Here is a 22169-nt window from a genome sequence, read left to right as displayed (position 1 = left end):
TGGAGGGGCGGAGGCGAGGAGGCTAGGGCACGAGGGCTGGGGCTTTTCGCCGCGGCGTATGAACGGCTCACCTCGATTCTGCCACCCCGTACGGGTCCGCTCAGCTCGTTCCGGCCAGCCTGACCAGGAGCGGAGCAGCCCGTTCCCCCCGGACGGACGTCAGCGACAGCACCGCGTGCCCCGCCGGCACGGCGTGCGCGAGCTCCGACGCCGACCACCGCTCGCGTTCGACCTGCCGCACGGTCACCGCGTCAGTGGTGACGGACTTGCCGGTGATCAGCTTGCGGAAGGCGTGCATGGCCCGGGTCAGCGGCTGGTCCGCGAAGACGGTCCGGTGCGTGACGTCCCGCGTCTCGACCCACTCCGTGCCCCAGGCCTCGGCGAACCGCTTGCCGTCCCAGGTGGTCACCCCGGAGAAGGCCATCCGGCAGCCGACCGCGCCGAGCAGCGGGATGCGCAGCGCCTCCGGTACGTCGTCCAGCGTGCGCAGCGCCAGCAGCACCCCGGCGTTGGCCGAGCGCAGCCGCTGGATGCCGCGCACGGTCTCGGGGGTGAGGGTGTGGGAGGCGTCGTCGAAGGCGAGGAAGGCGAACAGCGAGCGGTCGGCGCGGGCCGCGGCGGAGGCGTTGAACTGGGCGAGCAGCAGCCGCGCCAGGATCCGGGAGGCGTCGGCGTGCGCCCGCTCGGGCAGGTCGATGCGGACGCGCAGCGGGTGTTCCAGCGAGCGCAGGGAGAACGGCCGCCCCTGGCCGGTGGTGTCGAAGAACCCGGCGAAGGCGGGCCGGTCCAGCAGCGCCACCCGGTCGGCGAGCGCCGGACCGGGGTCGCCGGGGGTGCCGTACTGGCGGGCACGGGCGTCCAGTTCGCGGAGCAGCACCTGCCGGCCGGTCTCCTCCAGGGCGGTGCGCAGCGCGTCGAGCGCGGCGGGCACCTGGTCCAGGAGCTCGCGCAGCTCGGGCACACCGGGGAAGCGGCCGTACGCGGCGTGGAAGGGGCCCAGCAGCTGCGCGAGGGCGGTCGCGGCCCGGCGGACCTCCGTCCCCGGGATGTCGCCGGCGAAGGCCTCGGCGAGCAGGGAGGCGGCTTCGTCGGGGTCGGTGGTGCCGCCGTAGAGGTCGAGGTCGTAGACGGATCCGGGGTCACCGACCCGGACCACGACGTCGTAGGCGGTGTCGGGTCCCAGCGGGGTGCCGGCCGAGGCCACGACGATGACGGCGGCCTGGCCGGCCAGCGCCTGGAGGGCGAGCGCCTCCACGACGGGCCGGACCAGCCGCCGGGTCTTGCCGGAGCCGGACGGACCGACGGCGAGCAGGGAGGTGCCGAGCACGTCGGGGTCGAGCGCGAGCCCGGTCCCGCGGCGGGCCCAGGGGTTGCGCTCGCCGTCCTCCACCGTGCCCAGCAGCACCTGCCGGGCCAGCAGGTCGTGCCGGGCGGCCCGCTCAGGCAGGTCCCGCACCCCGGACGGGTGCACGCACGCCCCCGCCCCCTTGTCCCGCACGGCCTGCGCGAAGGCCCCGGCCCGCGCCGGATCGGCCCGCACGCTCTCCCAGGCCCGCCGGATCCGCGCGTAGTCCACGTCGTTCATCCGCCCGGAGCCGATCTCCCCGGCGAGCCGCTCGGCGGCCTCCGGGAGCCCGGCGGCGCGCAGCTCGTTCCAGGCGACGGGGTCCTCGGCAGGAGACGCGGCAGCGGGCACGGGGGTCGTCGGCCCGTCCTTCGGTCCGCCGCCGCGCCGGGCGAGGCGGACGAAGAACCACACGACGGGCAAGCCGGTCACCAGATAGACGAGGTAGGCGACGAGGGTCTGCGTGCCCGCGCTCATGTCCTCGTAGGGCAGGTGGTCGCCCGCGAGGCCGAGCACCGTCAGCGTCCTCGTCCAGATGAGCATCAGGACGAACAGCGCCCCGGCCGTCGCGCCCACCGCCCGCGCCACGGGCCCGCGCGCCGCGACGAGCCGGTCGAAGGCGAGGCTCCAGGACCCCAGGCGGCTGAACCACACCACCAGGGCGCCGGTGATCAGCAGGGCGTACGCCTGGAGGGCGGCGACGCCCCGGCCGTCGACCGGGTCGTCGCCGAGCCGCCACCAGCTCTGGGGGGTGAGCGCCTTCACCGGAACGTCGACTTTCGGGATGTACCCGTTCGTCAGCAGGGACCAGAGCAGCACGCAGGCGAGGAACGAGATCACCGCGCCGCTCAGCAGCGCCCGGTCCCGGGCGGGCTCCGCCTCCGCCGTCGGGCGCGGCCGGTGCCCGAACCGCCAGGTGCCCGGTTCCGCCTTCGGCCGCGGGACGCGCAGCCACTGGGCGAACGCGGGACCGGCGCCCGGCGGGTGGCCGGGCTTCGGCGGCGCGGCCGGGGGGACGCCGGGCATGGGCGGCGGCCCGGCCGGCCTCGGCACGCGCCCGCCCCCCACCCGCTGCTCCTGGTACGCGCCGTCGGTGTCCATGAACCCTGCCCCCTGCCCGTTCACTGCGCTGCGCTCGCGCTCAATCTAGTGGCCGTCGGCGTCCCGCCGCCCGTACCCGGTCATGATCCACAAGACACGCGTCCGCCGCCTCCTATGGCCGTCGCGGACAAGGACACGCGGGGACCACTCCCGAACGGAGCATGCCTTCGCCCCTCCGGCGGGCCTAGCCTGCGGACAAAGACACAAGTGCGTCCGAAAACACCCCCCAGGAGCCCCCTATGACCGCTGTCCCGCAGGAGCGCCGCATCGTCACCGCGATCCCCGGCCCCAAGTCGCAGGAGCTGCAGGCCCGCCGCCTCGAGACGGTGGCCGGCGGCGTGGGCTCCGTGCTTCCCGTCTTCACCGCCCGCGCGGGCGGCGGCATCATCGAGGACGTCGACGGCAACCGCCTGATCGACTTCGGTTCCGGCATCGCCGTCACCTCCGTCGGCGCCTCCGCCGAGGCCGTCGTGCGCCGCGCCTCCGCGCAGCTCGCCGACTTCACCCACACCTGCTTCATGGTCACCCCCTACGAGGGCTACGTGGAGGTCTGCGAGGCGCTCGCCGAGCTGACCCCGGGCGACCACGCCAAGAAGTCGGCGCTGTTCAACTCCGGTGCCGAGGCCGTCGAGAACGCCGTCAAGATCGCCCGTGCGTACACCAAGCGCCAGGCCGTCGTCGTCTTCGACCACGGCTACCACGGCCGTACGAACCTGACGATGGCGCTGACCTCGAAGAACATGCCGTACAAGAACGGCTTCGGCCCGTTCGCCCCCGAGGTCTACCGCGTGCCGGTCGCCTACGGCTACCGCTGGCCCACCGGCGCCGAGAACTGCGGCCCCGAGGCCGCCGCCCAGGCGATCGACCAGATCACCAAGCAGATCGGCGCCGACAACGTCGCGGCGATCATCATCGAGCCGGTCCTCGGCGAGGGCGGCTTCATCGAGCCGGCCAAGGGCTTCCTGCCGGCCATCGTGAAGTTCGCCAACGACAACGGCATCGTCTTCGTCGCGGACGAGATCCAGTCCGGCTTCTGCCGCACCGGCCAGTGGTTCGCGTGTGAGGACGAGGGCATCGTCCCCGACCTGATCACCACCGCGAAGGGCATCGCGGGCGGCCTGCCGCTCGCCGCCGTGACCGGCCGCGCCGAGATCATGGACGCCGCCCACGCGGGCGGCCTGGGCGGCACCTACGGCGGCAACCCGGTGGCCTGCGCCGGTGCGCTCGGCTCCATCGAGACCATGAAGGAGCTCGACCTCAACGCCGCGGCGAAGAAGATCGAGTCCGTCATGAAGACCCGCCTGACGGCCATGCAGGAGAAGTACGAGATCATTGGTGACATCCGCGGCCGCGGCGCGATGATCGCGATCGAGCTCGTCAAGGACCCGGCGTCCAAGACCCCGTTCCCGGAGGCGGCCGGCGCGCTCGCCAAGGCCTGCCACGCCGAGGGCCTGCTCGTCCTCACCTGCGGCACCTACGGCAACGTGCTCCGCTTCCTGCCCCCGATCGTCATCGGCGAGGACCTCCTGAACGAGGGCCTGGACATCATCGAGGCGGCTTTCGCGGGCATCTGAGCGAACGTCCGAACACAGGGACCCACCGGTACCGGCGGTAACGGGCGGGCGCTGTGAAGAAGATGTGGGGGGCCGATGGCAGGAGCGCGTTCCTGCTGTCGGTCCCCTTTCCGCTGCCGTACGGTTTCTGCAGATGAGTGAGACACCCCGCTCCCGGCCTCACGGGGGCGACACCAGTACCGGGCTTCCCCAGCGCCGCACTGGGCATGCGTTCGCGCACACTCCTCACCGATCGGACGGCCGTACGCCCCAAACCCCCCGGGGCGCACGGCAACCCGATCCGGGCGGCCGTCCCGGAACCACCCCCCCTGTTCCGGGACGGCCGGCCATTTTCCCGGCCGCCGTCTGCGCGCTGTTCTTCGCCCTCCTCACCTGGCAGGTCCTGGTCTCGGGACCGCTGCTGACCCCGGACGCCCGGCTGAGCGGCGCCCTGGTCCGCACGGTCCCCGACGCGGTCACCGAACGCCTCGCCGACCTCGGCAACGCCCCGGTCGCCCTGCCCGTGCTGCTCCTCGCCCTCGGCTACGCGCTGTGGCGCGGCGACCGCCTCGGCCCCGCGGCCGCGGCGCTGGCCATGGCCGTGGTGCCGGCGCTGATCGTCCCGCTCAAGGCGTGGACAGGCCGCCCGGGCCCGCTGGAGCCGTGGGCCGCCGGCTACTACCCCTCCGGGCACACGGCGACGGCCCTGGTGGCGTACGCGGGCGCGGCCCTGCTGGTCCGCCCGTACGCCCGCGGCCCCTGGCCCACGGCGCTCGCCGCCCTGCTCACCGGTCTGACGGCGGCGGGCCTGGTCCTGCGGGGCTTCCACTGGCCCCTGGACGTCCTGGCGAGCCTGCTGCTGTGCGCGCCGCTGCTGATCGGCGTGCGGTGGGCCGTGGGCCGGTCCGGCGCGCCGTCCCGGACCCCGTCGCCGTCCCGGTCCCGGTCCCGGGGGTAACGCCGCCTCAGGGTGCGGCCCCGTCCCGCGCCGCCGCCCGGGCCGCCGCCTCGTGCAGGGCGAGCTCCAGCAGTGCCGGGTCGGTGAGGGTGCCCCGGCCGTCCGGGGCCACCAGCCGGCGCACGCCGCCCGTCGCCCGGCCCGGGTACGGGACCACGATCCAGGTCCCGCGACCCGCTCCCCGTACTCCCGTGCCGATCCAGCGGGCGGCGGTGCCGGGGGGTACGAAGAAGCCGAGCCGCGGCATCCGCGTGCGGCCCTGCCGGACGGCCGGGAAGTCGGCGAGCACCGGACCGGGCCGCTCCACGAGCAGTGTCAGCACGTCCAGGGCGGCCCGGCCCAGCGCGCCGGGCGTGATCAGTACGTCCCAGCGCCGGCCCGCGGGCAGCAGGGCGACCCCGAGCGGGTCGCGCTCCCACTCCCACCGGCAGCCGTCCGGATCCGGCGCCCCCGATACCAGCCGTTCCACTGCCGCCTTGTCCCCCGGGGTCGTCATCGCCCGGCCTCCGTTCCCTCGCGCTCGGTGGAGGCTCCTCGGGTGAAGGCCTCTCAGCTGGAGAGAGCGGGGCCGGACGCGGCTATGACGCGGGTTCCGGTGCACCGTGGTGGTGAATCGGGTCACCGGTCCGGTGAGGGGGTGCGCCGGGCGCGCGACCGGGCGGCGGCCCGGCGGCGGGCTGCCCGGCCGGTCAGCTGTCGAAGCCCAGCCCGAACCGGTCGAGCGCCTTGAGCCAGAGGTTGCGGCGGCCGCCCCGGGCATCGGCGCGGGCCAGCGACCACTTGGTGAGGGCGATGCCGGTCCAGGCCAAGGGCTCCGGCGGGAACGGCATCGGCTTGGACCTCACCATCTCCAGCTCGGTCCGTTCGGTGCGCGCGCCGTCCAGCAGGTCGAGCATCACGTCGGCGCCGAAGCGGGTGGCGCCGACGCCGAGTCCGGTGAACCCGGCCGCGTACGCCACCTTGCCGGAGTGGGCGGTGCCGAAGAAGGCCGAGAACCGGGAGCAGGTGTCGATGGCGCCGCCCCAGGCGTGGCTGAACCGGATGCCCTCCAGCTGCGGGAACGCGGTGAAGAAGTGCTGCGCGAGCTTGAGGTACGTCTCGGGGCGGTGGTCGTACTCGGAGTCCAGCTTGCCCCGGTAGGGGTAGATGGCGTCGTACCCGCCCCACAGGATGCGGTTCTCAGGCGTGATGCGGAAGTAGTGGAACTGGTTGGCGCTGTCGCCGAGGCCCTGCCGGTTGCCCCAGCCGATGGCCTTCAGCTGCTCGGCGGTGAGCGGCTCGGTCATCAGCGCGTAGTCGTAGACCGGGACGGTGAACGGGCGGATCCGCTTGACCAGGGACGGGAAGATGTTGGTCCCGAGCGCGACCCGGCGGGCGAAGATCCGCCCGTACGGGGTGCGGACGGCCATGCCGGCGCCGGAGGCGGCCAGCGAGAGCCCGCGGGTGTTCTCGTAGATCCGCACGCCGAGCCCGAGGCAGGCCCGCTTGAGTCCCCAGGCGAGTTTGGCGGGGTTGAGCATGGCGACGCCGTCGGTGTCCCACAGTCCGGCGAGGAAGGTCGGGGAGTCGACCTCGGCCCGGACCTCGTCGCGGTCCAGCCAGCGCGAGCCGTCGGCGAGGCCGAGTCCCCGGGCCTCTTCGTACAGTTCGCGCAGTTCCTCGACCTGGTGGGGCTCGGTCGCCACGTCGATCTCGCCGGTGCGCTCGAAGTCGCAGTCGATGCCGTAGCGGGCGATCGCCGCCTCGATCCCGTCGAGGTTGCGGGCGCCCAGCTCCTCCAGCTTCGCCAGCTCGCCGGGCCAGCGGGCCAGGCCGTTGGAGAAGCCGTGGGTGAGAGAGGCGGCGCAGAATCCGCCGTTGCGGCCGGAGGCGGCCCAGCCCGCCTCCTTGCCCTCGATCAGGACGACGTCCCGGGCGGGATCGCGCTCCTTGGCGATGAGCGCGGTCCACAGGCCGCTGTAGCCGCCGCCGATGACCAGCAGGTCGCATGCCTCGTCGGAGGTCAGCGCCGGCTCGGCGGCGGGCTTGCCGGGGTCGTCCAGCCAGTACGGGACCGGCAGTGCTTCGGAAAGGGATTGCGCAACGCTTCGCATGGCGACTGGGGCCATGTCTTCCAACTCCCCACAGAGTTACTTGGGCTGTGCCTTCTTGCGGCGGTTGCCGATCGTCTGACCGGCGAGGACCACCAGCACCGCGATGACGAACATCGCCGTACCGATGACGTTGATCTGGACGGGCGTACCGCGCTGGGCCGATCCCCACACGAACATGGGGAAGGTGACGGTGTTGCCCGAGTTGAAGTTGGTGATGATGAAGTCGTCGAAGGAGAGCGCGAAGGAGAGCAGCGCGCCCGCCGCGATACCGGGGGCCGCGATCGGCAGGGTGACGCGCAGGAAGGTCTGCACCGGTCCCGCGTAGAGGTCGCGGGCGGCCTCCTCAAGCCGCGGGTCCATGGACAGGACGCGTGCCTTGACCGCGGCGACGACGAAGCTGAGGCAGAACATGACGTGGGCGATCAGGATCGTCCAGAAGCCCAGCTGGATGCCCATGTTGAGGAAGAGGGCCAGCAGCGAGGCGGCCATCACGATCTCGGGCATCGCCATCGGCAGGAAGATCAGCGAGTTGACCGCGCCGCGCGCCCGGAAGCGGTAGCGGACGAGCGCGAAGGCGATCGCCGTGCCGAGGACCGTGGCGCCGATGGTGGCCCACAGGGCGATCTGGAGCGAGAGCGACAGCGAGCCGCACAGGTCGGCGACCCCGCAGGGGTCCTTCCAGGCGTCGAGCGAGAACTCCTGCCAGGCGTAGTTGAAGCGGCCGGTGGGGTTGTTGAAGGAGAAAACCGTCACGACGACGTTCGGCAGGATCAGGTAGGCCAGGGTGCCCAGGCCCGCGATCACGACGAGGTTGCGGCGGAGCCAGGCGATGGGGGTGCGCATTAGACCAGGTCCTCCGTCCCCGCTCGGCGGATGTAGATGGTGACCATGATCAGCACGATGGCCATGAGGATGAAGGACAGCGCGGCCGCTGTCGGGTAGTCGAGGATGCGCAGGTACTGCGACTGGATGACGTTGCCGATCATCCGGGTGTCCGTCGAGCCGAGCAGTTCGGCGTTGACGTAGTCGCCGCTCGCCGGGATGAAGGTGAGCAGGGTCCCGGAGACCACGCCCGGCATGGAGAGCGGGAACGTCACCTTCCGGAAGACCGTGGCGGGACGGGCGTACAGGTCCCCGGCCGCCTCGTGGAGGCGGGTGTCGATGCGCTCCAGCGAGGTGTACAGCGGAAGGATCATGAAGGGGAGGAAGTTGTACGTCAGACCGCAGACGACCGCGAGCGGCGTGGCGAGCACCCGGCTGCCCTCGGTGATCCCGAGCCAGCTGGTGACGTCCAGGAAGCCGATCTTGCCGAGGACGCCGACGACGGGGCCGCCGTCGGCCAGGATCGTCTTCCAGGCCAGCGTGCGGATCAGGAAGCTGGTGAAGAACGGGGCGATGACCAGTACCAGCAGGAGGTTTCGCCAGCGGCCCGCCTTGAAGGCGATCAGGTACGCGAGCGGGTACCCGAGGAGCAGGCACAGCGCGGTGGCGGTGCCGGCGTACGCGAGCGAGCGCAGGAACTGCGGGACGTAGCCGGTGAAGGCGTCCCAGTAGGTCTGGAAGTGCCAGGTGACCTTGAAGCCCTCTTCGAGGGAGCCGGTCTGCACCGAGGTGGAGGCCTGGTAGACCATCGGCAGGACGAAGAACACCAGCAGCCACAGGATGCCGGGCAGCAGCAGCCAGTACGGGACCAGCCGCTTGCGCAGCGACGGCTTGTGGACCGGTGGGTCGGCCGGGGGGGCCGCCTGGGGCGGCGCTGCGGTGGCGGTCACGCGGACTCCTCGACCGTCTCGATGCCCGCGTCGCCCATCGTCCCTGCAAGCATGGACTGGGCCGCGTCGAGCCCGAACGTGTGGTCCGGGTTCCAGTGCAGGACCACCCGGGCGCCGGCGGTCAGGCGGGCGTCGCGCTCGATGTTCTGGACGTACACCTCCAGCTCCGGGCAGACCGGGCTGTCGATGACGAACTGGGTGGAGACGCCGATGAAGGAGGAGTCGGCGATCGTGCCGGTGATCTTGTTCCGGCCGGCCGCGATGGCGTCCTCCTCGTCCGCGTGGACCAGGGATATCTTCTCGGGACGCACCCCGACCAGCAGCTTCCCGCCGGCCCGGGGCGTGGTCGAACATCGCGCGGCGGGGAGCCGGAGCTTCGTCCCCGCGCTGGAGACGACGACGTCGGCGGCACCGGCTTCCAGGACGTCGGCCTCGATGAGGTTGGAGGTGCCGAGGAAGTTGGCGACGAAGGTCGTCTTCGGGTTCTCGTACAGCTCCGCGGGGGCGCCCAGCTGCTCCACCCGGCCGCCGTTCATCACCGCGACGGTGTCGGCCATGGTCATGGCCTCCTCCTGGTCGTGCGTGACGTGCACGAAGGTGATGCCGACCTCGGTCTGGATGCGCTTGAGCTCCAGCTGCATCTGACGGCGCAGCTTGAGGTCGAGGGCGCCGAGCGGCTCGTCGAGGAGGAGCACTTGGGGGTGGTTGATCAGGGCGCGGGCGACGGCGACGCGCTGCTGCTGGCCACCGGAGAGCTGGTGCGGCTTGCGCTCGGCGAACTGGCCGAGCTGGACCAGCTCCAGCATGTCGTCGACCTGCTTCTTGACGGACTTGATGCCGCGGCGGCGCAGCCCGAAGGCGACGTTCTCGTCGATGTTCAGGTGCGGGAAGAGCGCGTAGCTCTGGAAGACGGTGTTCACCGGGCGCTTGTAGGGCGGCAGCTGGGTGACCTCGCGGTCGCCGAGGCTGACCGTGCCGGTGGAGGGTTCCTCCAGGCCGGCGATCATGCGCAGGGTGGTGGTCTTCCCGCAGCCCGAGGCGCCGAGCAGGGCGAAGAAGGAGCCCTGGGGAATGGTGAGATCGAGCGGGTGCACGGCGGTGAAGGAGCCGTAGTGCTTGCTGATCCCGGCGAGGCGGACATCGCCGCCCGCGGTCTTGTCAGTCATGGGCCTGGGCCTTCGGTGGTGGTGTCGTCGAAAAGGGCGGGGGCGCGGGTGCCGGTCGGGCCCCATCAGGCGCCGATGAGCTTGGTGAACTTCTCCTCGTACGCCGTCTCTTCCTCGCTGGTGAGCGAGCGGAAGGCGTGCGATTTGGCGGCCATTTCCTTGTCCGGGACGATCAGGACGTTGTCCGCGAGTGCCGGATCGATCTTCGCCAGGTCTTCCTTCACGCCGTCGACGGGGCAGACGTAGCTGATGAAGGCGGCGAGCTGGGCGGCGACCGCGGGCTCGTAGTAGTAGTCGATGAGCTTCTCGGCGTTGGCCTTGTGCCGGGCGTGCGCGGGGACCAGCAGGTTGTCGCTGGAACTGAGGTAACCGGCGGCGGGAATGGCGTACTTGATGTCCGGGTTGCCGGCCTGGAGCTGGATGACGTCGCCCGCCCAGGCGAGGCAGGCCGCGAGGTCGCCCTTGTCGAGGTCCGCCGTGTAGTCGTTGCCGGTGAAACGGCGGATCTGCTTGGTGTCGACGCCCTTCTGGAGCCGGCCGATGGCCCCGTCGAAGTCCGCGGTGGTGAAGTTCGCCGGGTCCTTGCCCTGGTCGAGCAGGGTCATGCCGACGGTGTCGCGCATCTCGGTGAGGAAGCCGACCCGGCCCTTGAGGGTGGGGTCGTCGAGCAGCTGCGTGACCGAGTCGACCTTCTTGCCCCCGGTGGCCTTGGCGTTGTAGGCGATGACCGTGTCGATGCCCGTCCAGGGGTAGCTGTGGGCGCGGCCCGGGTCCCAGTCGGGGTTGCGGAACTGCGGGATCAGGTTCGCGTAGGCGTGCGGGAGGTTGGCGGGGTCCAGCTTCTGCGCCCAGCCGAGGCGGATGATGCGGGCGGCGAGCCAGTCCGTGACGACGATCAGGTCCCGGCCGGTGTCCTGGCCGGCGGCCAGCTGCGGGCGGATCTTGCCGAAGAACTCGACGTTGTCGTTGATGTCCTCGGTGTACTTGACCTGGATCCCGGTGCGCTTGGTGAAGTCCTCCAGCGTGGGCCGGGACTTTTCGTCGTCACTGGTGTCCATGTACTCGGTCCAGTTGGAGAAGTTGATCTCCTTCTCGGAGGCCGAGTGGTCGTCGGAGGCCGTCGTCGCGTCGCCTTCCCGCTTGGCGGGCGGGATGCCGCAGCCGGTCAGCCCGTACAGGCCGCCGACGGTGAGCGCCCCGATGCCGGAGGCGCGCAGCAGCGACCGCCGGGTGAGGGCGCCGCGGCCACTGGTGAGGCTGCGGCGTATCGCGGCGAGTTGTGGCTGCGAGAGGCTGCCGGGCTCGAACTGCTCCATGCGCTGTGCCCTTTCGGGTGGGTGTGCCGCTTGGTCGGGCGGTCTCGGCTATCTGTCCCCGAAGATCGTGCGGTGCCAGTCCTTCGCGGCGACCGCGGTGTTGTCGTACATCACGTGCTTGACCTGCATGTACTCCTCGAAGGAGTAGGCGCTCATGTCCTTGCCGAAGCCGCTCGCCTTGTAGCCCCCGTGAGGCATCTCGCTGATGATCGGGATGTGGTCGTTGACCCAGACGCAGCCGGCCTTGAGCTCGCGGGTGGCGCGGCCGGCCCGGTAGACGTCGCGGCTCCAGGCGGAGGCCGCGAGACCGTACGGGGTGTCGTTGGCCAGCGCGATGCCCTCGTCGTCCGTGTCGAAGGGCAGGACTACGAGGACCGGGCCGAAGATCTCGGACTGGACGACCTCGCTGTCCTGCGCGGCGCCGGAGATCAGAGTGGGCCGGTAGTACGCCCCCTCCGCCAGCTCGCCGCCGGGGACCTCGCCGCCGGTGACCACCGTGGCGTACGCGCGGGCGCGCTCGACGAAGCCGGCGACGCGGTCGCGCTGGGCGTGGGAGACGAGCGGGCCGAGGTCGGTGTCCGGCTCGAAGGGGTCACCGAGGCGGACGGTCTCCATCAGCTCGGCGACCCGGGCCACGAAGGCGTCGTGCAGCGGCCGCTGGACGTAGGCGCGGGTGGCGGCGGTGCAGTCCTGGCCGGTGTTGATGAGGGAGGCGGCGACGGCACCGTGGGCGGCGGCCTCCAGGTCCGCGTCGTCGAAGACGAGGAAGGGGGCCTTGCCGCCGAGCTCCAGGTGGAGGCGCTTGACGGTGGCGGTCGCGATCTCGGCGACGCGCTTGCCCACGGCGGTGGAGCCGGTGAAGGAGGTCATCACCACGTCCGGGTGGCCGACCAGGTGCTCGCCCGCGTCCCGGCCGGCGCCGGTGACGATGTTGACCACGCCGTCCGGCAGGCCCGCGTCCTTCGCCGCCTGGGCGAACATCAGCGAGGTCAGCGGCGTGAGCTCGGCGGGTTTGAGCACGATGGTGTTGCCCGCGGCGATGGCCGGGAGGATCTTCCAGGCCGCCATCTGGAGCGGGTAGTTCCACGGGGCGATCGAGCCGACGACGCCGATGGCCTCGCGCCGTACGTAGGAGGTGTGGTCCCCGGAGTACTCGGCGGCCGCCTGTCCCTGGAGGTGGCGTGCGGCGCCCGCGAAGAAGGCGGTGTTGTCGATGGTCCCCGGTACGTCGAACTCCGTCGACAGCTTGATCGGCTTGCCGCACTGGAGGGATTCCGCGTACGCGAAGTCCTCGGCCTGCTCGGCCAGTACGGCGGCCAGCCGGTGCAGCGATTCCGAGCGCTCCCCGGGGGTGGCCGCGGACCAGGCGGGGAAGGCCCGCTTGGCGGCGGCGACGGCCTCGTCCACGTCCGCCGGGCCGGCGAGCTCGTAGGTGAGCACCTCGGAGCCGGTGGCGGGGTCCACGACGGTGTGTGACCGTCCTGAGGTGCCGGGCCGGAGCCGGCCGTCGATGTACTGCGCGCCCTCTGCGAAGCGGTCCTTGAACTGGAAGCGGTTGCCCATCACGCTCTCACGCTCTCCGTAGCTACAGTTCGGGGTGAACCCGAATTGAGTGCCGATCCTGACAGAGGTGCACCTCTCGGCCAAGTGATTCCGTTGTTGCCTTTTGATTACGCGACGGAATCGGTCGACCATGTGTCGAGGCACACCCGAAATCCCGTACGAAGTGTCAGTGGCGACTGCCAGACTCGCGTGCATGGAGAAGATCGACAACTTGATCGGCCTGGTCAGCCGTGGTGAGCGGCTGAAGTACCTGCCTTTCTGGGGGCACCGCCCGAGGCCGGACGGCAGCCTCGGACCGAGCTGTCTCAGCCAGTGGTGGCCCTCGCCCTTCACTGTGGGTGAAGTCCGCTACGCCTCCGCGGAGCACTGGATGATGGCCGGGAAGGCGCGCCTGTTCGCGGATGCCGACGCGGAGCGCGCGGCGGTGGAGGCGGGGAGTCCGGCGGCGGCGAAGAAGGCCGGGCGGCTGGTGCGCGGCTTCGACGAGGCGGTGTGGGAGCGGGAGCGGTACGCGCTGGTCGTGGCGGGCAGCGTGCACAAGTTCGGCTCCGATCCCGCACTGCGGGCCTACCTGTTGGGCACCGGCGACCGGGTTCTGGTGGAGGCGAGCCCGCTCGACCGGATCTGGGGCATCGGGCTGGCCGCGGACGACGAGCGGGTGGGCGATCCGGCCCGTTGGCGGGGCCTGAACCTGCTGGGCTTCGCCCTGATGGACGCCCGGGAGCGGCTGCGGGGGGCGGACGGAGCGTGAGCACGGCGGCGGCGGAGCGCCGCCGGGTCGCGGCGGTGATCATCCGGGACGGCTGTCTGCTCATGGTCCGCGAGCGCGGCCGGGGCCCTGCCGGGCGGCACGACGGCCCGGAGTACTGGACCTTGCCGGGCGGCGGTGTGGAGCCCGGGGAGGAGCCGCAGGAGGCGGTCCGGCGGGAGGTGGCCGAGGAGACCGGCCTGGTGGCCTCGGCGGTGCGGTACGCCTACGAGGCGCCTTATCCGTCGGGGTGGACCTCTTGCTACCGGGTCGAGGTGGGGCCCGGGGAGCCCACGCTGGGAGTGGACGGGGACCTGGAGTGCGACTGTCCCCGGATGGTGGGGCTGGTCTGGGTCCCGCTCGCGAGAGCCCTCGCCGGGGACGCGGAGGTCATGGTGCCGACGCTGCTCATGGCGGCACCGGTCTGACCCCGCCGCGCCGCTACCCCCGCACCGGCCGCGCGAGGGGCGCGTCCGGCTGCCGGAGGACGGCGTCCGGGGCCGCGGCGGCCAGGCGCGCGAGGCGGCGGGCCGTCTCGGAGCCGGGTGGCGTCGTGTAGACGACGACGAGCTGATCGGGTTCGCCGGGCAGGGCGAGCGTCTCGTAGGGAAGCACCAGCCTGCCCACGACGGGGTGGTCGATGAGTTTGACGCCGTGGGTCTTCTCCTTGACGGCATGGTCGGCCCACAACCGCCGGAACTCCTCGCTCCGGTCCGCCAGTTCCTGCGTCAGCGCGGCGAGCAGGGGGTCGCCCGGGTGCTGCCCCGCGTCGAGACGCAGATAGCCGACGGTCTCCTCGGCGATCCGCGCCCACTGCGGGTACAGCTCGCGTGCGGCCGGGTCGAGGAAGACGTAACGGGCGATGTTGCGGGAGCCGGCCGGCATCCGGGAGTGGCCCGCGACGGCGTCCGCGAGGGCGTTCCAGGCCAGGATGTCCATACGACGGCCGAGGACGAAGGCGGGCGCGGCCCCGCCGACGGCGTCCAGCAGGAGCCGGACCCCGGGGCGGACCTCCTGGACCGCCTCGGGCGTCGGGGCGGGACGGGCCAGGGCGCGCAGATGGGAGTGCTCCGTGGGGTTGAGCCGAAGCACCCGGGCGATCGCGCCGAGCACCGCGTCCGAGACGCTGGGGCCGCGGCCCTGTTCCAGGCGGATGTAGTAGTCGACGCTGACACCCGCGAGCAGCGCCACCTCCTCGCGTCGCAGTCCCGGTACGCGGCGCCGACCGTGCGAGGGCAGGCCCGTCTCCTCGGGCTGGATGCGGGCGCGGCGCGAGCGCAGGAAGTCTCCGATGTCCCCGGTCATGCGTTCGATCTTAGTCAGGCCGCTGTCGGCGCCGGGAGGCCGAGCGGTCAGCCTGGTACTGCCAGTCCCAGGAAGAGCACCACCCTGGGCCGGTCCGGGCCGCGCCGCCAGGCTGGGGCACGTCACCGGAACACCTCCGGCGACGGACGCGAAGGAGCCGCAGCAATGACGTACGCCACCCTGGAAGGCCGCACCGCGCTGATCACGGGGGCCGCGAGCGGGATCGGCGCCGCGACCGCGCTGCTGCTCGCCCGCCACGGCGTGAAGGTGGCCTTGCTCGCCCGCCGGGCCGACCGCTTGGCAGAGGTGGCCGGCAAGATCCGGGCGGAGGGCGGCCGGGCACTCACCGCCGCCGCCGACATCACCGAGCAGAGCGCGGTCGACGCCGCCGTCGACCGCGTCCACAGCGGGTTCGGGCCGGTGGACCTGGTGGTCAACGCGGCCGGGGTCATGATGCCCAACCCGATCCGGGACGGCCGCACCGATCAGTGGCAGCGGATGCTCGACACGAACGTCGGCGGGGCGCTGCGGGTCATCGGGGCGTTCACCCCGGACCTGGTGGCCCGCGCCGCCGAGGGCGGCACCGCCGACCTGGTCAACATCTCCTCCATCGCCGCGCACCTCCACTTCCCCGACTACGCGGTCTACGGCGCGACGAAGGCGGCGCTGACCCACCTCTCCCAGTCCCTGCGCACCGAACTGGGCCCGCAGCGGGTCCGGGTCACCAACATCGAGCCGGGCATGACCGACACCGAGCTGCCGCAGGGCATCGACAACCCCGCCCTGGCATCGCAGCTGTCGGGCATGTTCGAGGCGATCGGTCCGCTTGCGGCGGAGGACGTGGCGGACCTGGTCGCCTACGCCGCCAGCCGCGCCCGTCACGTCAACCTGCGTCAGTTGGTCATCCAGCCGACCACGCAGGCATGACGGTCCGGCAGGCCGGTGCGGTCATATCCGCTCCTGTACCTGCGGGTCCGACGACGGGCCGTGGTAGTCCTCGTCACCGGGACCGGAGAACGGGCCCGGCCCGAGTATGAGCAACAGCGTCAGGGCGGCGCCGATCACGATGCCCACCACGCCGCAGATGAGGCCGGCCAGCGCGACGCCGCCGTTGGTGGCCTCGCCCCGGTTCGCCTTGCCCCGGCCCAGCGCGCCGAACACGACCGCCACGATGCCGAACACGACGGACCCGAACATGGTGGGACAGGCCAGCACCGCGAGTATCCCGAGGACGAGCGCGGCGACGCCGAACCCGTTGCTCGGCTGCGGGTATCCGGGATAGCCGGGATACCCGGGCGCGTAGCCGGGATACCCGGGGTAGCCGGGCGGAGCGCCGTAAGGGGGCTGCCCGCCATAGCCGGGCTGGGCGCCGAACCCGGGCTGCACGCCGTATCCCGGCTGGGCCGGCGGCGTCGCCGGTCCCGGGTAGGCGTATCCGCCCGGGTCCGGCTGCGCCGGGTACCCGTAGGCCGCCGACGCGCTCGCCGCCCCCGGCAGCTGCGCCACCGTCGGGTGCTCGTGGACCCCCGCCCCGCCCGGCGCGTCCTTCGGCCGGGCGGGCTCCGACGCGGGCTGCTCGGGCGGCGGCGCCCACGGGTCCCTCGGCTCAGGGCTCTGGTGCTCGGTCATACGGCGCCCCCCTCTCGTACAGCCATGCTATGCGCCGGCACCGACACGGCCCGGCCTGCCTACGATGAAGCCGACCTGCCCGCACCCGCGTCCTCCCGGAGGCCTCCATGCCCGACCTGCACCCCTTCATCGCGGGGCTCCCCAAAGCCGAACTGCACGTCCACCACGTGGGCTCCGCGTCCCCGCGCATCGTGGCCGAGCTCGCCTCCCGGCACCCCGACTCGAAGGTGCCCACCGACCCCGAGGCACTGGTCGACTACTTCACCTTCACCGACTTCGCCCACTTCATCGAGGTCTACCTCTCGGTCGTCGACCTGGTCCGCACCCCCGACGACGTACGCACCCTCACCTTCGAGGTTGCCCGCGACATGGCCCGGCAGAACATCCGCTACGCCGAGCTGACCATCACCCCCTATTCCTCCACCCGCCGCGGCATCGACGAGGACGCCTTCATGGCGGCCATCGAGGACGCCCGCAAGGCGGCCGAGGCAGAGCTCGGCGTCGTCCTGCGCTGGTGCTTCGACATCCCCGGCGAGGCCGGTCTGGAGGCCGCCGCCGAGACGGCCCGGCTCGCCGTCGACCTGCGTCCCGAGGGCCTGGTCTCCTTCGGCCTCGGCGGCCCCGAGATCGGCGTACCGCGCCCGCAGTTCAAGCCGTACTTCGACCGAGCCCGGGCGGCCGGCCTGCACAGCGTCCCGCACGCCGGCGAGACCACCGGTCCGGAGACGATCTGGGACGCCATCAACGAGCTGGGCGCCCAGCGCATCGGCCACGGCACCAGCGCCACCCGGGACCCCGCGCTGCTCGCGTACCTCGCCGAGCACCGCATCGCGCTGGAGGTGTGCCCGACCTCCAACATCGCCACGCGCGCCGTCACCGACATCGACCTGCACCCGATCAAGGAGATGGTGCGGGCCGGCGTGCTCGTCACCATCAACAGCGACGACCCGCCGATGTTCGGCACCGACCTCAACAACGAGTACGCGGTCGCCGCCCGGCTCCTCGACCTCGACGAGCGCGGGCTGGCGTCGCTCGCGAAGAACGCCGTGGAGGCTTCCTTCCTGGACCCGGCGGGCAAGGCGAAGCTCATCGCGGAGATCGACACGTACACGGAGGCGTGGCTGGCCTCCTGACGGCCCCGCAGAATGGGAGCCATGCGCACCCTGACTGCCGTCGGACACCGCGGCGATCCCTACCGAGTCCGCGAGAACACCCTCGACTCGATCCGCTCCGCCTTCGCCCGTGGGGCGGACGCGGTGGAGATCGACGTACGGCTGACCCGCGACGGGACCCCGGTCCTGCTCCACGACGAGACGCTCCAGCGGCTGTGGGGCCACGACGTACGGCTCGACGCCGTCACGGCCGCGCAGCTCAGGGAGATGACGGCGGGCGGGGTGCCGGCGCTGCGTGAGGCCCTGGCGGCGGCGGGCTCCGGCCGGCTGATGCTGGACCTGCCGGGGGCCACGCCGGAGGCGGTGCGGGCGGTCGTCGAGGAGGTCCGCGCCTGCGGTGCGCGAGAGCGCACCTACTACTGCGCGGGCCCGAACTCGATGCTGGCCGTCCGCGCCGCCGACCCGCAGGCGGAGATCGCCCTGACCTGGACCACGCTCTCCCCGCCGCGCCGGGTGCTGATCGACGCGGTGCAGCCGGCCTGGCTCAACTACCGGTTCGGGCTGGTCAGCCGGGAGCTGACTGACGCCGTGCACCGGGACGGGCTGAAGGTGTCCGCCTGGACCGCGGACACGAAGCGGACGATGCGGGCGCTGATCACGGCCGGGGTTGACTCCGTCACCACGAACCGGGTGGACGCGCTGGCGGCGGTACGGGCCGAGCTCGGGCGGTGATACGCGCCTGGGGGGAGCGGTTCCGGCGGGCCGGCCCACGCCGGCAGGACCTGGGGCTGACGCTGCTCGTGCAGCTCGCCGTCTCCATGCCGTTCGTGGTGCCCCGGGCGGCGGACCTGCCGCCGGCCGACTGGGCCTCGTACGGGATGACCGCGCTCGGGGTGCTGCCGCTGGTCTGGCGGCGGCGGGCCCCGGTGACCGTCCTGGTGGCCGTCCTCGCGGTGGGCGGGGTGTACAAGCTGACGCTGGACGGGCCGGGGCAGCCGCTTCCGTACGCGGGGCTGATCGCCTTCTACACGGTGGCCCTGCGGTGCACGGCCCGGGTGCGGCTGGGCGTGGGGCTGTTCACGGTGGTGGCGGTCGCCGTGTCGGTGGGGTGGAACACGGGATCGGCGCGCGAGCTGCTCTTCACGGTGTTCGTGTCGGTCGCCGCGTACGCGCTCGGCCGCCTCCAGTACACGCGGCAGGCGTACACCCGGGCGGTCGAGGCGCGGGCGGCGGAGCTGGAGCGGGCCAACCGGATCGAGGCGGAGCAGGCGGCGGCGCGCGAACGGGCCAGGATCGCCCGGGAGATGCACGACGTCCTCTCGCACGCCGTCAGCATCATGATCGTGCAGGCGGAGGCCGGTCCGGTGGCGGTGCGCCGCGCACCGGAGCGGGCGGAGGCGGCGTTCGAGGCGATAGCGGGGACGGGGCGGGAGGCGATGGCGCAGCTGCGTTCGATGCTGGGGGTGCTGCGCACCGAGGAGACGGCGCCCCGTAGCCCGCAGCCGGGCGTGGCGGAGCTGGCGGGGCTGCTGGAACGGGTGCGGGGCAGCGGCCTGGAGGTGGCGTACGAACGCATGGGCGAGGTGCGCGACCTGCCGGCCGCGCTGGAGACGACGGTGCACCGCGTCGTACAGGAGGCGCTGACCAATGTCGTCAAGCACGCCCGGGCGGCGCGGGCCGTGGTACGGCTGGACTACGCGCCGGGGGCGCTGACCGTGTCGGTGACGGACGACGGGCGGGGGCCGGGCGGCTCGTCGGGCGGCCACGGGCTGATCGGGATCCGCGAACGGGCGGCGGCGCACGGCGGGACGGCCGAGTGCGGTCCGGGCCCCGGCGGCCGCGGGTTCCGGGTCCGCGTGACCGTGGTGACCTCGGAGGTAACCTCGGCGCGGGAGGTGGCGAGTTGACGATCCGTGTGGTGGTGGCCGACGACCAGGAGCTGGTGCGCAGCGGCTTCGCGATGATTTTGGACGCGCAGGACGACATCGAGGTCGTCGCGGAGGCCGGGGACGGGGCGGCGGCGGTGGCGGCGGTGCGGGAGCTGCGGCCGGACGTGGTGCTGCTGGACGTCCGGATGCCGGTGACGGACGGGATCGAGGCGTGCCGGACGATCTCGGCGCAGGGTGGCTGCCGGACGGTGATGCTGACGACCTTCGACTCGGACGAGTACGTCTACGAGGCCCTGCACGCGGGGGCGAGCGGGTTCCTGTTGAAGGACGTGCGGCGCGACGACCTGGTGCACGCGGTACGGGTGGTGGCGGCGGGCGAGTCCCTGCTGGCGCCTTCGGTGGCGCGGCGGCTCATCGAGGAGTACACGGCGGTGACGGCGCGTCCGGCGCCCGGGGCGGCGGCCCTGTCGGCCGGGCGACTGGAGGCGCTGACGGCGCGGGAGCGGGAGACGCTGCTGCACCTGGGGCGGGGGCTGTCGAACGCGGAGATCGCGGTGGCGCTGACGGTGAGCGAGCACACGGTCAAGTCGCACGTGGGGAACGTGCTGGCCAAGCTCGGTCTGCGGGACCGGATCCAGGCGGTGATCTGCGCGTACGAGACGGGACTGATCGCGGCGGGGATCGGGTCCCCCGTGCGGGGTACTCCCTCTGGAGAGTGAGGGCCGGGGTGTCGGCTCGCTCGCGCCGGTGAGTTGTCGTACCGCTGAAAACCCCTCTTGTTGGTGATCCGCAACTACCCCCGTGAGCTGGAGCATTGAGGTCATCGGGGCGGAGGTCGCCCGGATGCAGACGAGGGGGATCCCATGATGAACGCGCGTGCCCGCACTTTGATCGCCGCCACCTTGCTCCTGGGCATCGCGTCCGGCCCGGCCGTGGCCCATGCCGCACCGCTGCCGGCTGCCGCGTCGGGGAAGGCCTCGGCACCGGTCTTCTCCACCGCGCCGGACGGGAAGGCACTGAGGAAGGCACTGGACGGGGTCGGTGTCGGGAGCCAGGATGCGACGGCCGCCCTGGTGCGGGTCGGCGGATCGGGCGGCGGCTGGCAGGGGGTCGCCGGGGTGGCGGATCTCCGCACCGGGCGACCGGCCCTGGAGCAGGGCCGGTTCCGGGCGGGGTCGGTGACCAAGACCTTCACGGCGGCGGTGGTCCTGCAGCTTGCCGCGGAGCGCAGGCTTGACCTCGACAAGCCGGTCCAGCAGTACCTGCCCGGGACCTTCCCCGACCACTTCCCGCCGGTGTCGGTGCGCGAGCTGCTGAACCACACGAGCGGGATCAAGCCGGCCGACGGCCCGGGGGACGCGTTCGAGGCGCAGTGGGACCACCGGTTCGATGTCACCGATCCGCACGGTCAGATCGCCGATGCGCTGGCGAAGGGGCCGGAGTTCGACCCGGGCAAGGCGCAGCACTACTTGAACATCAACTACACGGTCCTGGGCGTCCTCATCGAGAAGCTGACGGGCACGGCGTACGAGGAACAGGTCGAGCGGCGCATCCTGCGCCCGCTGGGTCTGCGCCAGACTTCCTTCCCGGGGCTGATGCGGACCCGGATACCGGGGCCGTACAACCACGGCTACCAGGCGGTGCCGCGCCCGGACGGCTCCACCGAGCTGCGGGACGTGTCGGTGTGGAACAGCTCCGCCCGCTGGGCGGCGGGTGACATCATCTCGACCACCGCGGACCTGGAGCGGTTCACCGTGGCCCTGTTCGGCGGGCGGGTGGTACCGCGGGCGCAGTTGGAGGAGATGTTCACCGTCCCGGAGGTGAAGGACGTCGAGAGCGGAGAGAACGCCGTCCTGACGGCGGGCCTGTCCAGGATCGTGATGCCGGACGGCACCGAGGTGTGGGGCAAGTCGGGAAGCCGTCTCGGCTACAGCACCGGCATAGGCGGCACCCGGGACCTCTCCCGGACGCTCGTCTATTCCGTCAACTCCACTGACGCGAAGGGGGAGAAGATGAACCCCGTGGTCCAGCGCCTCCTGATGGCCGCCCTCAGCCGGCCGCACGCCTCGTGACCACCGGGTGCCGGCGGCGCGCCGCCCGGCGGGCCGGCGCACTCGGGGCGGGCATCGCCTCCAGCCGCTTGATCAGCCGGCGCAGGGCCAGCAGGGGGATGATCCCGAAGAGGCCGAACGACATGTCGATGAGGCTCCATCCGAAGGGGATGCCGCGGATCGGCCCGCAGATCAGGGCCAGTGGGACGATCCCGGCGCAGGCGATCATCCCGGCTTCCACGATCCAGACGTTGCGCACCGGGTCCCGGTGGACGCCGTAGAAGAAGACGGCGATCACCAGGTGGGCGAAGGCGAGCCAGTCGGTGCCGTAGAGGAGGAAGGGGTACTGCGCGTCGGCCCGGTCCAGTCCGTCTCCCACCCGCCGCAGCCACTCGTGGGACACCACCGCGTTCGCCCAATGGAGCTCACTGACCAGAGGGAAGGCCGTGAGCCCGCTGAGCACGAGGCAGACGATGAACAGGGCCAGCCAGGTACGGATACGCCGCTGGAGGGCGCTTCTCTCGCTCATGGGAGGAAGCGTACGCATTTTTCTGAACGCGTTCAGCCC

21 protein-coding genes are annotated in these 22169 nt (G+C 72.2%); 10 read left to right on the top strand and 11 right to left on the bottom strand.

Translation table 11 applies throughout. The features are described 5' to 3' along the window. Window positions 1–100: 100 nt before the first annotated feature. The gene (locus ACWGH1_RS07365) at window positions 101–2446 is read right to left on the bottom strand and encodes an ATP/GTP-binding protein (RefSeq protein WP_453408500.1); all 2346 of its coding nucleotides are present in this window, start codon (window positions 2444–2446) and stop codon (window positions 101–103) included. A 239-nt stretch (window positions 2447–2685) separates the two neighbouring features. On the opposite strand from ACWGH1_RS07365, the gene gabT reads away from it, so the two are divergent. Further along, window positions 2686–4020, top strand: a complete 1335-nt coding sequence (gabT, locus tag ACWGH1_RS07360; protein ID WP_453357584.1) for a 4-aminobutyrate--2-oxoglutarate transaminase — start codon at window positions 2686–2688, stop codon at window positions 4018–4020. Between the two features lie 133 nt (window positions 4021–4153). Next, complete coding sequence (locus tag ACWGH1_RS07355; RefSeq protein WP_453408499.1) at window positions 4154–4957, top strand: phosphatase PAP2 family protein; 804 nt, start codon at window positions 4154–4156, stop codon at window positions 4955–4957. A 7-nt stretch (window positions 4958–4964) separates the two neighbouring features. Here ACWGH1_RS07355 and ACWGH1_RS07350 read toward each other — a convergent pair whose 3' ends face one another. The 7 genes from ACWGH1_RS07350 to ACWGH1_RS07320 all read right to left on the bottom strand — a co-directional run bounded on the left by ACWGH1_RS07350 (window position 4965) and on the right by ACWGH1_RS07320 (window position 12867). Then, entirely contained in the window at window positions 4965–5453 is a 489-nt protein-coding gene (locus ACWGH1_RS07350) for a hypothetical protein (protein ID WP_453351659.1), read from the bottom strand. A 193-nt stretch (window positions 5454–5646) separates the two neighbouring features. After that, on the bottom strand, window positions 5647–7065 hold the full coding sequence (locus ACWGH1_RS07345; protein ID WP_453351658.1) for an NAD(P)/FAD-dependent oxidoreductase: 1419 nt from the start codon (window positions 7063–7065) through the stop codon (window positions 5647–5649). A 21-nt stretch (window positions 7066–7086) separates the two neighbouring features. Next, window positions 7087–7893, bottom strand: coding sequence for an ABC transporter permease (locus ACWGH1_RS07340; protein ID WP_453351657.1), 807 nt, complete (start codon window positions 7891–7893; stop codon window positions 7087–7089). After that, window positions 7893–8822, bottom strand: a complete 930-nt coding sequence (locus ACWGH1_RS07335; RefSeq protein WP_453351656.1) for an ABC transporter permease — start codon at window positions 8820–8822, stop codon at window positions 7893–7895. The genes ACWGH1_RS07340 and ACWGH1_RS07335 overlap by 1 nt, the downstream gene beginning before the upstream one ends. Continuing rightward, window positions 8819–9988 (bottom strand): ABC transporter ATP-binding protein, encoded by a 1170-nt coding sequence (locus ACWGH1_RS07330; RefSeq protein ID WP_453351655.1) that lies wholly within the window; start codon window positions 9986–9988, stop codon window positions 8819–8821. The genes ACWGH1_RS07335 and ACWGH1_RS07330 overlap by 4 nt, the downstream gene beginning before the upstream one ends. A 65-nt stretch (window positions 9989–10053) precedes the next feature. Further along, a complete protein-coding gene (locus tag ACWGH1_RS07325) occupies window positions 10054–11304 on the bottom strand; it encodes an ABC transporter substrate-binding protein (RefSeq protein WP_453351654.1) in 1251 nt (416 codons plus the stop codon). A gap of 48 nt (window positions 11305–11352) precedes the next feature. Then, complete coding sequence (locus ACWGH1_RS07320; protein WP_453351661.1) at window positions 11353–12867, bottom strand: gamma-aminobutyraldehyde dehydrogenase; 1515 nt, start codon at window positions 12865–12867, stop codon at window positions 11353–11355. 193 nt (window positions 12868–13060) lie between these two features. On the opposite strand from ACWGH1_RS07320, the gene ACWGH1_RS07315 reads away from it, so the two are divergent. Both ACWGH1_RS07315 and ACWGH1_RS07310 read left to right on the top strand, forming a co-directional pair. Further along, the gene (locus ACWGH1_RS07315; RefSeq protein WP_453351653.1) at window positions 13061–13618 is read left to right on the top strand and encodes an NADAR family protein; all 558 of its coding nucleotides are present in this window, start codon (window positions 13061–13063) and stop codon (window positions 13616–13618) included. Next, window positions 13615–14043 (top strand): NUDIX hydrolase, encoded by a 429-nt coding sequence (locus ACWGH1_RS07310; RefSeq protein WP_453351652.1) that lies wholly within the window; start codon window positions 13615–13617, stop codon window positions 14041–14043. The genes ACWGH1_RS07315 and ACWGH1_RS07310 overlap by 4 nt, the downstream gene beginning before the upstream one ends. Before the next feature lie 13 nt (window positions 14044–14056). On the opposite strand, the gene ACWGH1_RS07305 is transcribed toward ACWGH1_RS07310, so the two are convergent. Beyond that, complete coding sequence (locus tag ACWGH1_RS07305; RefSeq protein WP_453351651.1) at window positions 14057–14920, bottom strand: helix-turn-helix domain-containing protein; 864 nt, start codon at window positions 14918–14920, stop codon at window positions 14057–14059. 165 nt (window positions 14921–15085) lie between these two features. Here ACWGH1_RS07305 and ACWGH1_RS07300 point away from each other — a divergent pair, with 165 nt between their 5' ends. After that, window positions 15086–15847, top strand: a complete 762-nt coding sequence (locus tag ACWGH1_RS07300; protein ID WP_453351650.1) for an SDR family oxidoreductase — start codon at window positions 15086–15088, stop codon at window positions 15845–15847. Window positions 15848–15868: 21 nt separating this feature from the next. Here ACWGH1_RS07300 and ACWGH1_RS07295 read toward each other — a convergent pair whose 3' ends face one another. Then, on the bottom strand, window positions 15869–16549 hold the full coding sequence (locus ACWGH1_RS07295; RefSeq protein WP_453351649.1) for a DUF4190 domain-containing protein: 681 nt from the start codon (window positions 16547–16549) through the stop codon (window positions 15869–15871). A 107-nt stretch (window positions 16550–16656) separates the two neighbouring features. Between ACWGH1_RS07295 and ACWGH1_RS07290 the strand changes: the two genes are divergently transcribed. The 5 genes from ACWGH1_RS07290 (at window position 16657) to ACWGH1_RS07270 (ending at window position 21622) form a co-directional block, all read left to right on the top strand. Then, window positions 16657–17682: an adenosine deaminase gene (locus tag ACWGH1_RS07290; protein WP_453351648.1), complete on the top strand. Its 1026-nt coding sequence runs from the start codon at window positions 16657–16659 to the stop codon at window positions 17680–17682. Window positions 17683–17703: 21 nt separating this feature from the next. After that, a complete protein-coding gene (locus tag ACWGH1_RS07285; RefSeq protein ID WP_453351647.1) occupies window positions 17704–18393 on the top strand; it encodes a glycerophosphodiester phosphodiesterase in 690 nt (229 codons plus the stop codon). Next, window positions 18390–19568: a sensor histidine kinase gene (locus ACWGH1_RS07280; protein ID WP_453351646.1), complete on the top strand. Its 1179-nt coding sequence runs from the start codon at window positions 18390–18392 to the stop codon at window positions 19566–19568. The genes ACWGH1_RS07285 and ACWGH1_RS07280 overlap by 4 nt, the downstream gene beginning before the upstream one ends. Then, complete coding sequence (locus ACWGH1_RS07275; protein ID WP_453351645.1) at window positions 19565–20269, top strand: response regulator; 705 nt, start codon at window positions 19565–19567, stop codon at window positions 20267–20269. The genes ACWGH1_RS07280 and ACWGH1_RS07275 overlap by 4 nt, the downstream gene beginning before the upstream one ends. A gap of 144 nt (window positions 20270–20413) precedes the next feature. Continuing rightward, the gene (locus ACWGH1_RS07270; protein WP_453351644.1) at window positions 20414–21622 is read left to right on the top strand and encodes a serine hydrolase domain-containing protein; all 1209 of its coding nucleotides are present in this window, start codon (window positions 20414–20416) and stop codon (window positions 21620–21622) included. Here ACWGH1_RS07270 and ACWGH1_RS07265 read toward each other — a convergent pair. After that, a complete protein-coding gene (locus ACWGH1_RS07265) occupies window positions 21600–22130 on the bottom strand; it encodes a hypothetical protein (protein WP_453351643.1) in 531 nt (176 codons plus the stop codon). The genes ACWGH1_RS07270 and ACWGH1_RS07265 overlap by 23 nt on opposite strands. Between the last annotated feature and the right edge of the window lie 39 nt (window positions 22131–22169).

The organism is Streptomyces sp. NPDC054883 (assembly GCF_053610645.1).
Note: the sequence above shows the minus strand (reverse complement) of the source record. Positions and strands in the feature narration are given on the sequence as shown.

Bases quoted from the DNA above. Each gene is read 5' to 3' on its own strand.
- ACWGH1_RS07285 (WP_453351647.1), top strand. From the start codon at position 17,704: ATGCGCACCCTGACTGCCGTCGGACACCGCGGCGATCCCTACCGAGTC.
- ACWGH1_RS07365 (WP_453408500.1), bottom strand. From the start codon at position 2,446: ATGGACACCGACGGCGCGTACCAGGAGCAGCGGGTGGGGGGCGGGCGC.
- ACWGH1_RS07300 (WP_453351650.1), top strand. From the start codon at position 15,086: ATGACGTACGCCACCCTGGAAGGCCGCACCGCGCTGATCACGGGGGCC.
- ACWGH1_RS07340 (WP_453351657.1), bottom strand. From the start codon at position 7,893: ATGCGCACCCCCATCGCCTGGCTCCGCCGCAACCTCGTCGTGATCGCG.
- ACWGH1_RS07290 (WP_453351648.1), top strand. From the start codon at position 16,657: ATGCCCGACCTGCACCCCTTCATCGCGGGGCTCCCCAAAGCCGAACTG.
- gabT (WP_453357584.1), top strand. From the start codon at position 2,686: ATGACCGCTGTCCCGCAGGAGCGCCGCATCGTCACCGCGATCCCCGGC.
- ACWGH1_RS07270 (WP_453351644.1), top strand. From the start codon at position 20,414: ATGATGAACGCGCGTGCCCGCACTTTGATCGCCGCCACCTTGCTCCTG.
- ACWGH1_RS07315 (WP_453351653.1), top strand. From the start codon at position 13,061: ATGGAGAAGATCGACAACTTGATCGGCCTGGTCAGCCGTGGTGAGCGG.
- ACWGH1_RS07330 (WP_453351655.1), bottom strand. From the start codon at position 9,988: ATGACTGACAAGACCGCGGGCGGCGATGTCCGCCTCGCCGGGATCAGC.
- ACWGH1_RS07265 (WP_453351643.1), bottom strand. From the start codon at position 22,130: ATGAGCGAGAGAAGCGCCCTCCAGCGGCGTATCCGTACCTGGCTGGCC.
- ACWGH1_RS07320 (WP_453351661.1), bottom strand. From the start codon at position 12,867: ATGGGCAACCGCTTCCAGTTCAAGGACCGCTTCGCAGAGGGCGCGCAG.
- ACWGH1_RS07305 (WP_453351651.1), bottom strand. From the start codon at position 14,920: ATGACCGGGGACATCGGAGACTTCCTGCGCTCGCGCCGCGCCCGCATC.
- ACWGH1_RS07350 (WP_453351659.1), bottom strand. From the start codon at position 5,453: ATGACGACCCCGGGGGACAAGGCGGCAGTGGAACGGCTGGTATCGGGG.
- ACWGH1_RS07345 (WP_453351658.1), bottom strand. From the start codon at position 7,065: ATGGCCCCAGTCGCCATGCGAAGCGTTGCGCAATCCCTTTCCGAAGCA.
- ACWGH1_RS07355 (WP_453408499.1), top strand. From the start codon at position 4,154: ATGAGTGAGACACCCCGCTCCCGGCCTCACGGGGGCGACACCAGTACC.
- ACWGH1_RS07325 (WP_453351654.1), bottom strand. From the start codon at position 11,304: ATGGAGCAGTTCGAGCCCGGCAGCCTCTCGCAGCCACAACTCGCCGCG.
- ACWGH1_RS07295 (WP_453351649.1), bottom strand. From the start codon at position 16,549: ATGACCGAGCACCAGAGCCCTGAGCCGAGGGACCCGTGGGCGCCGCCG.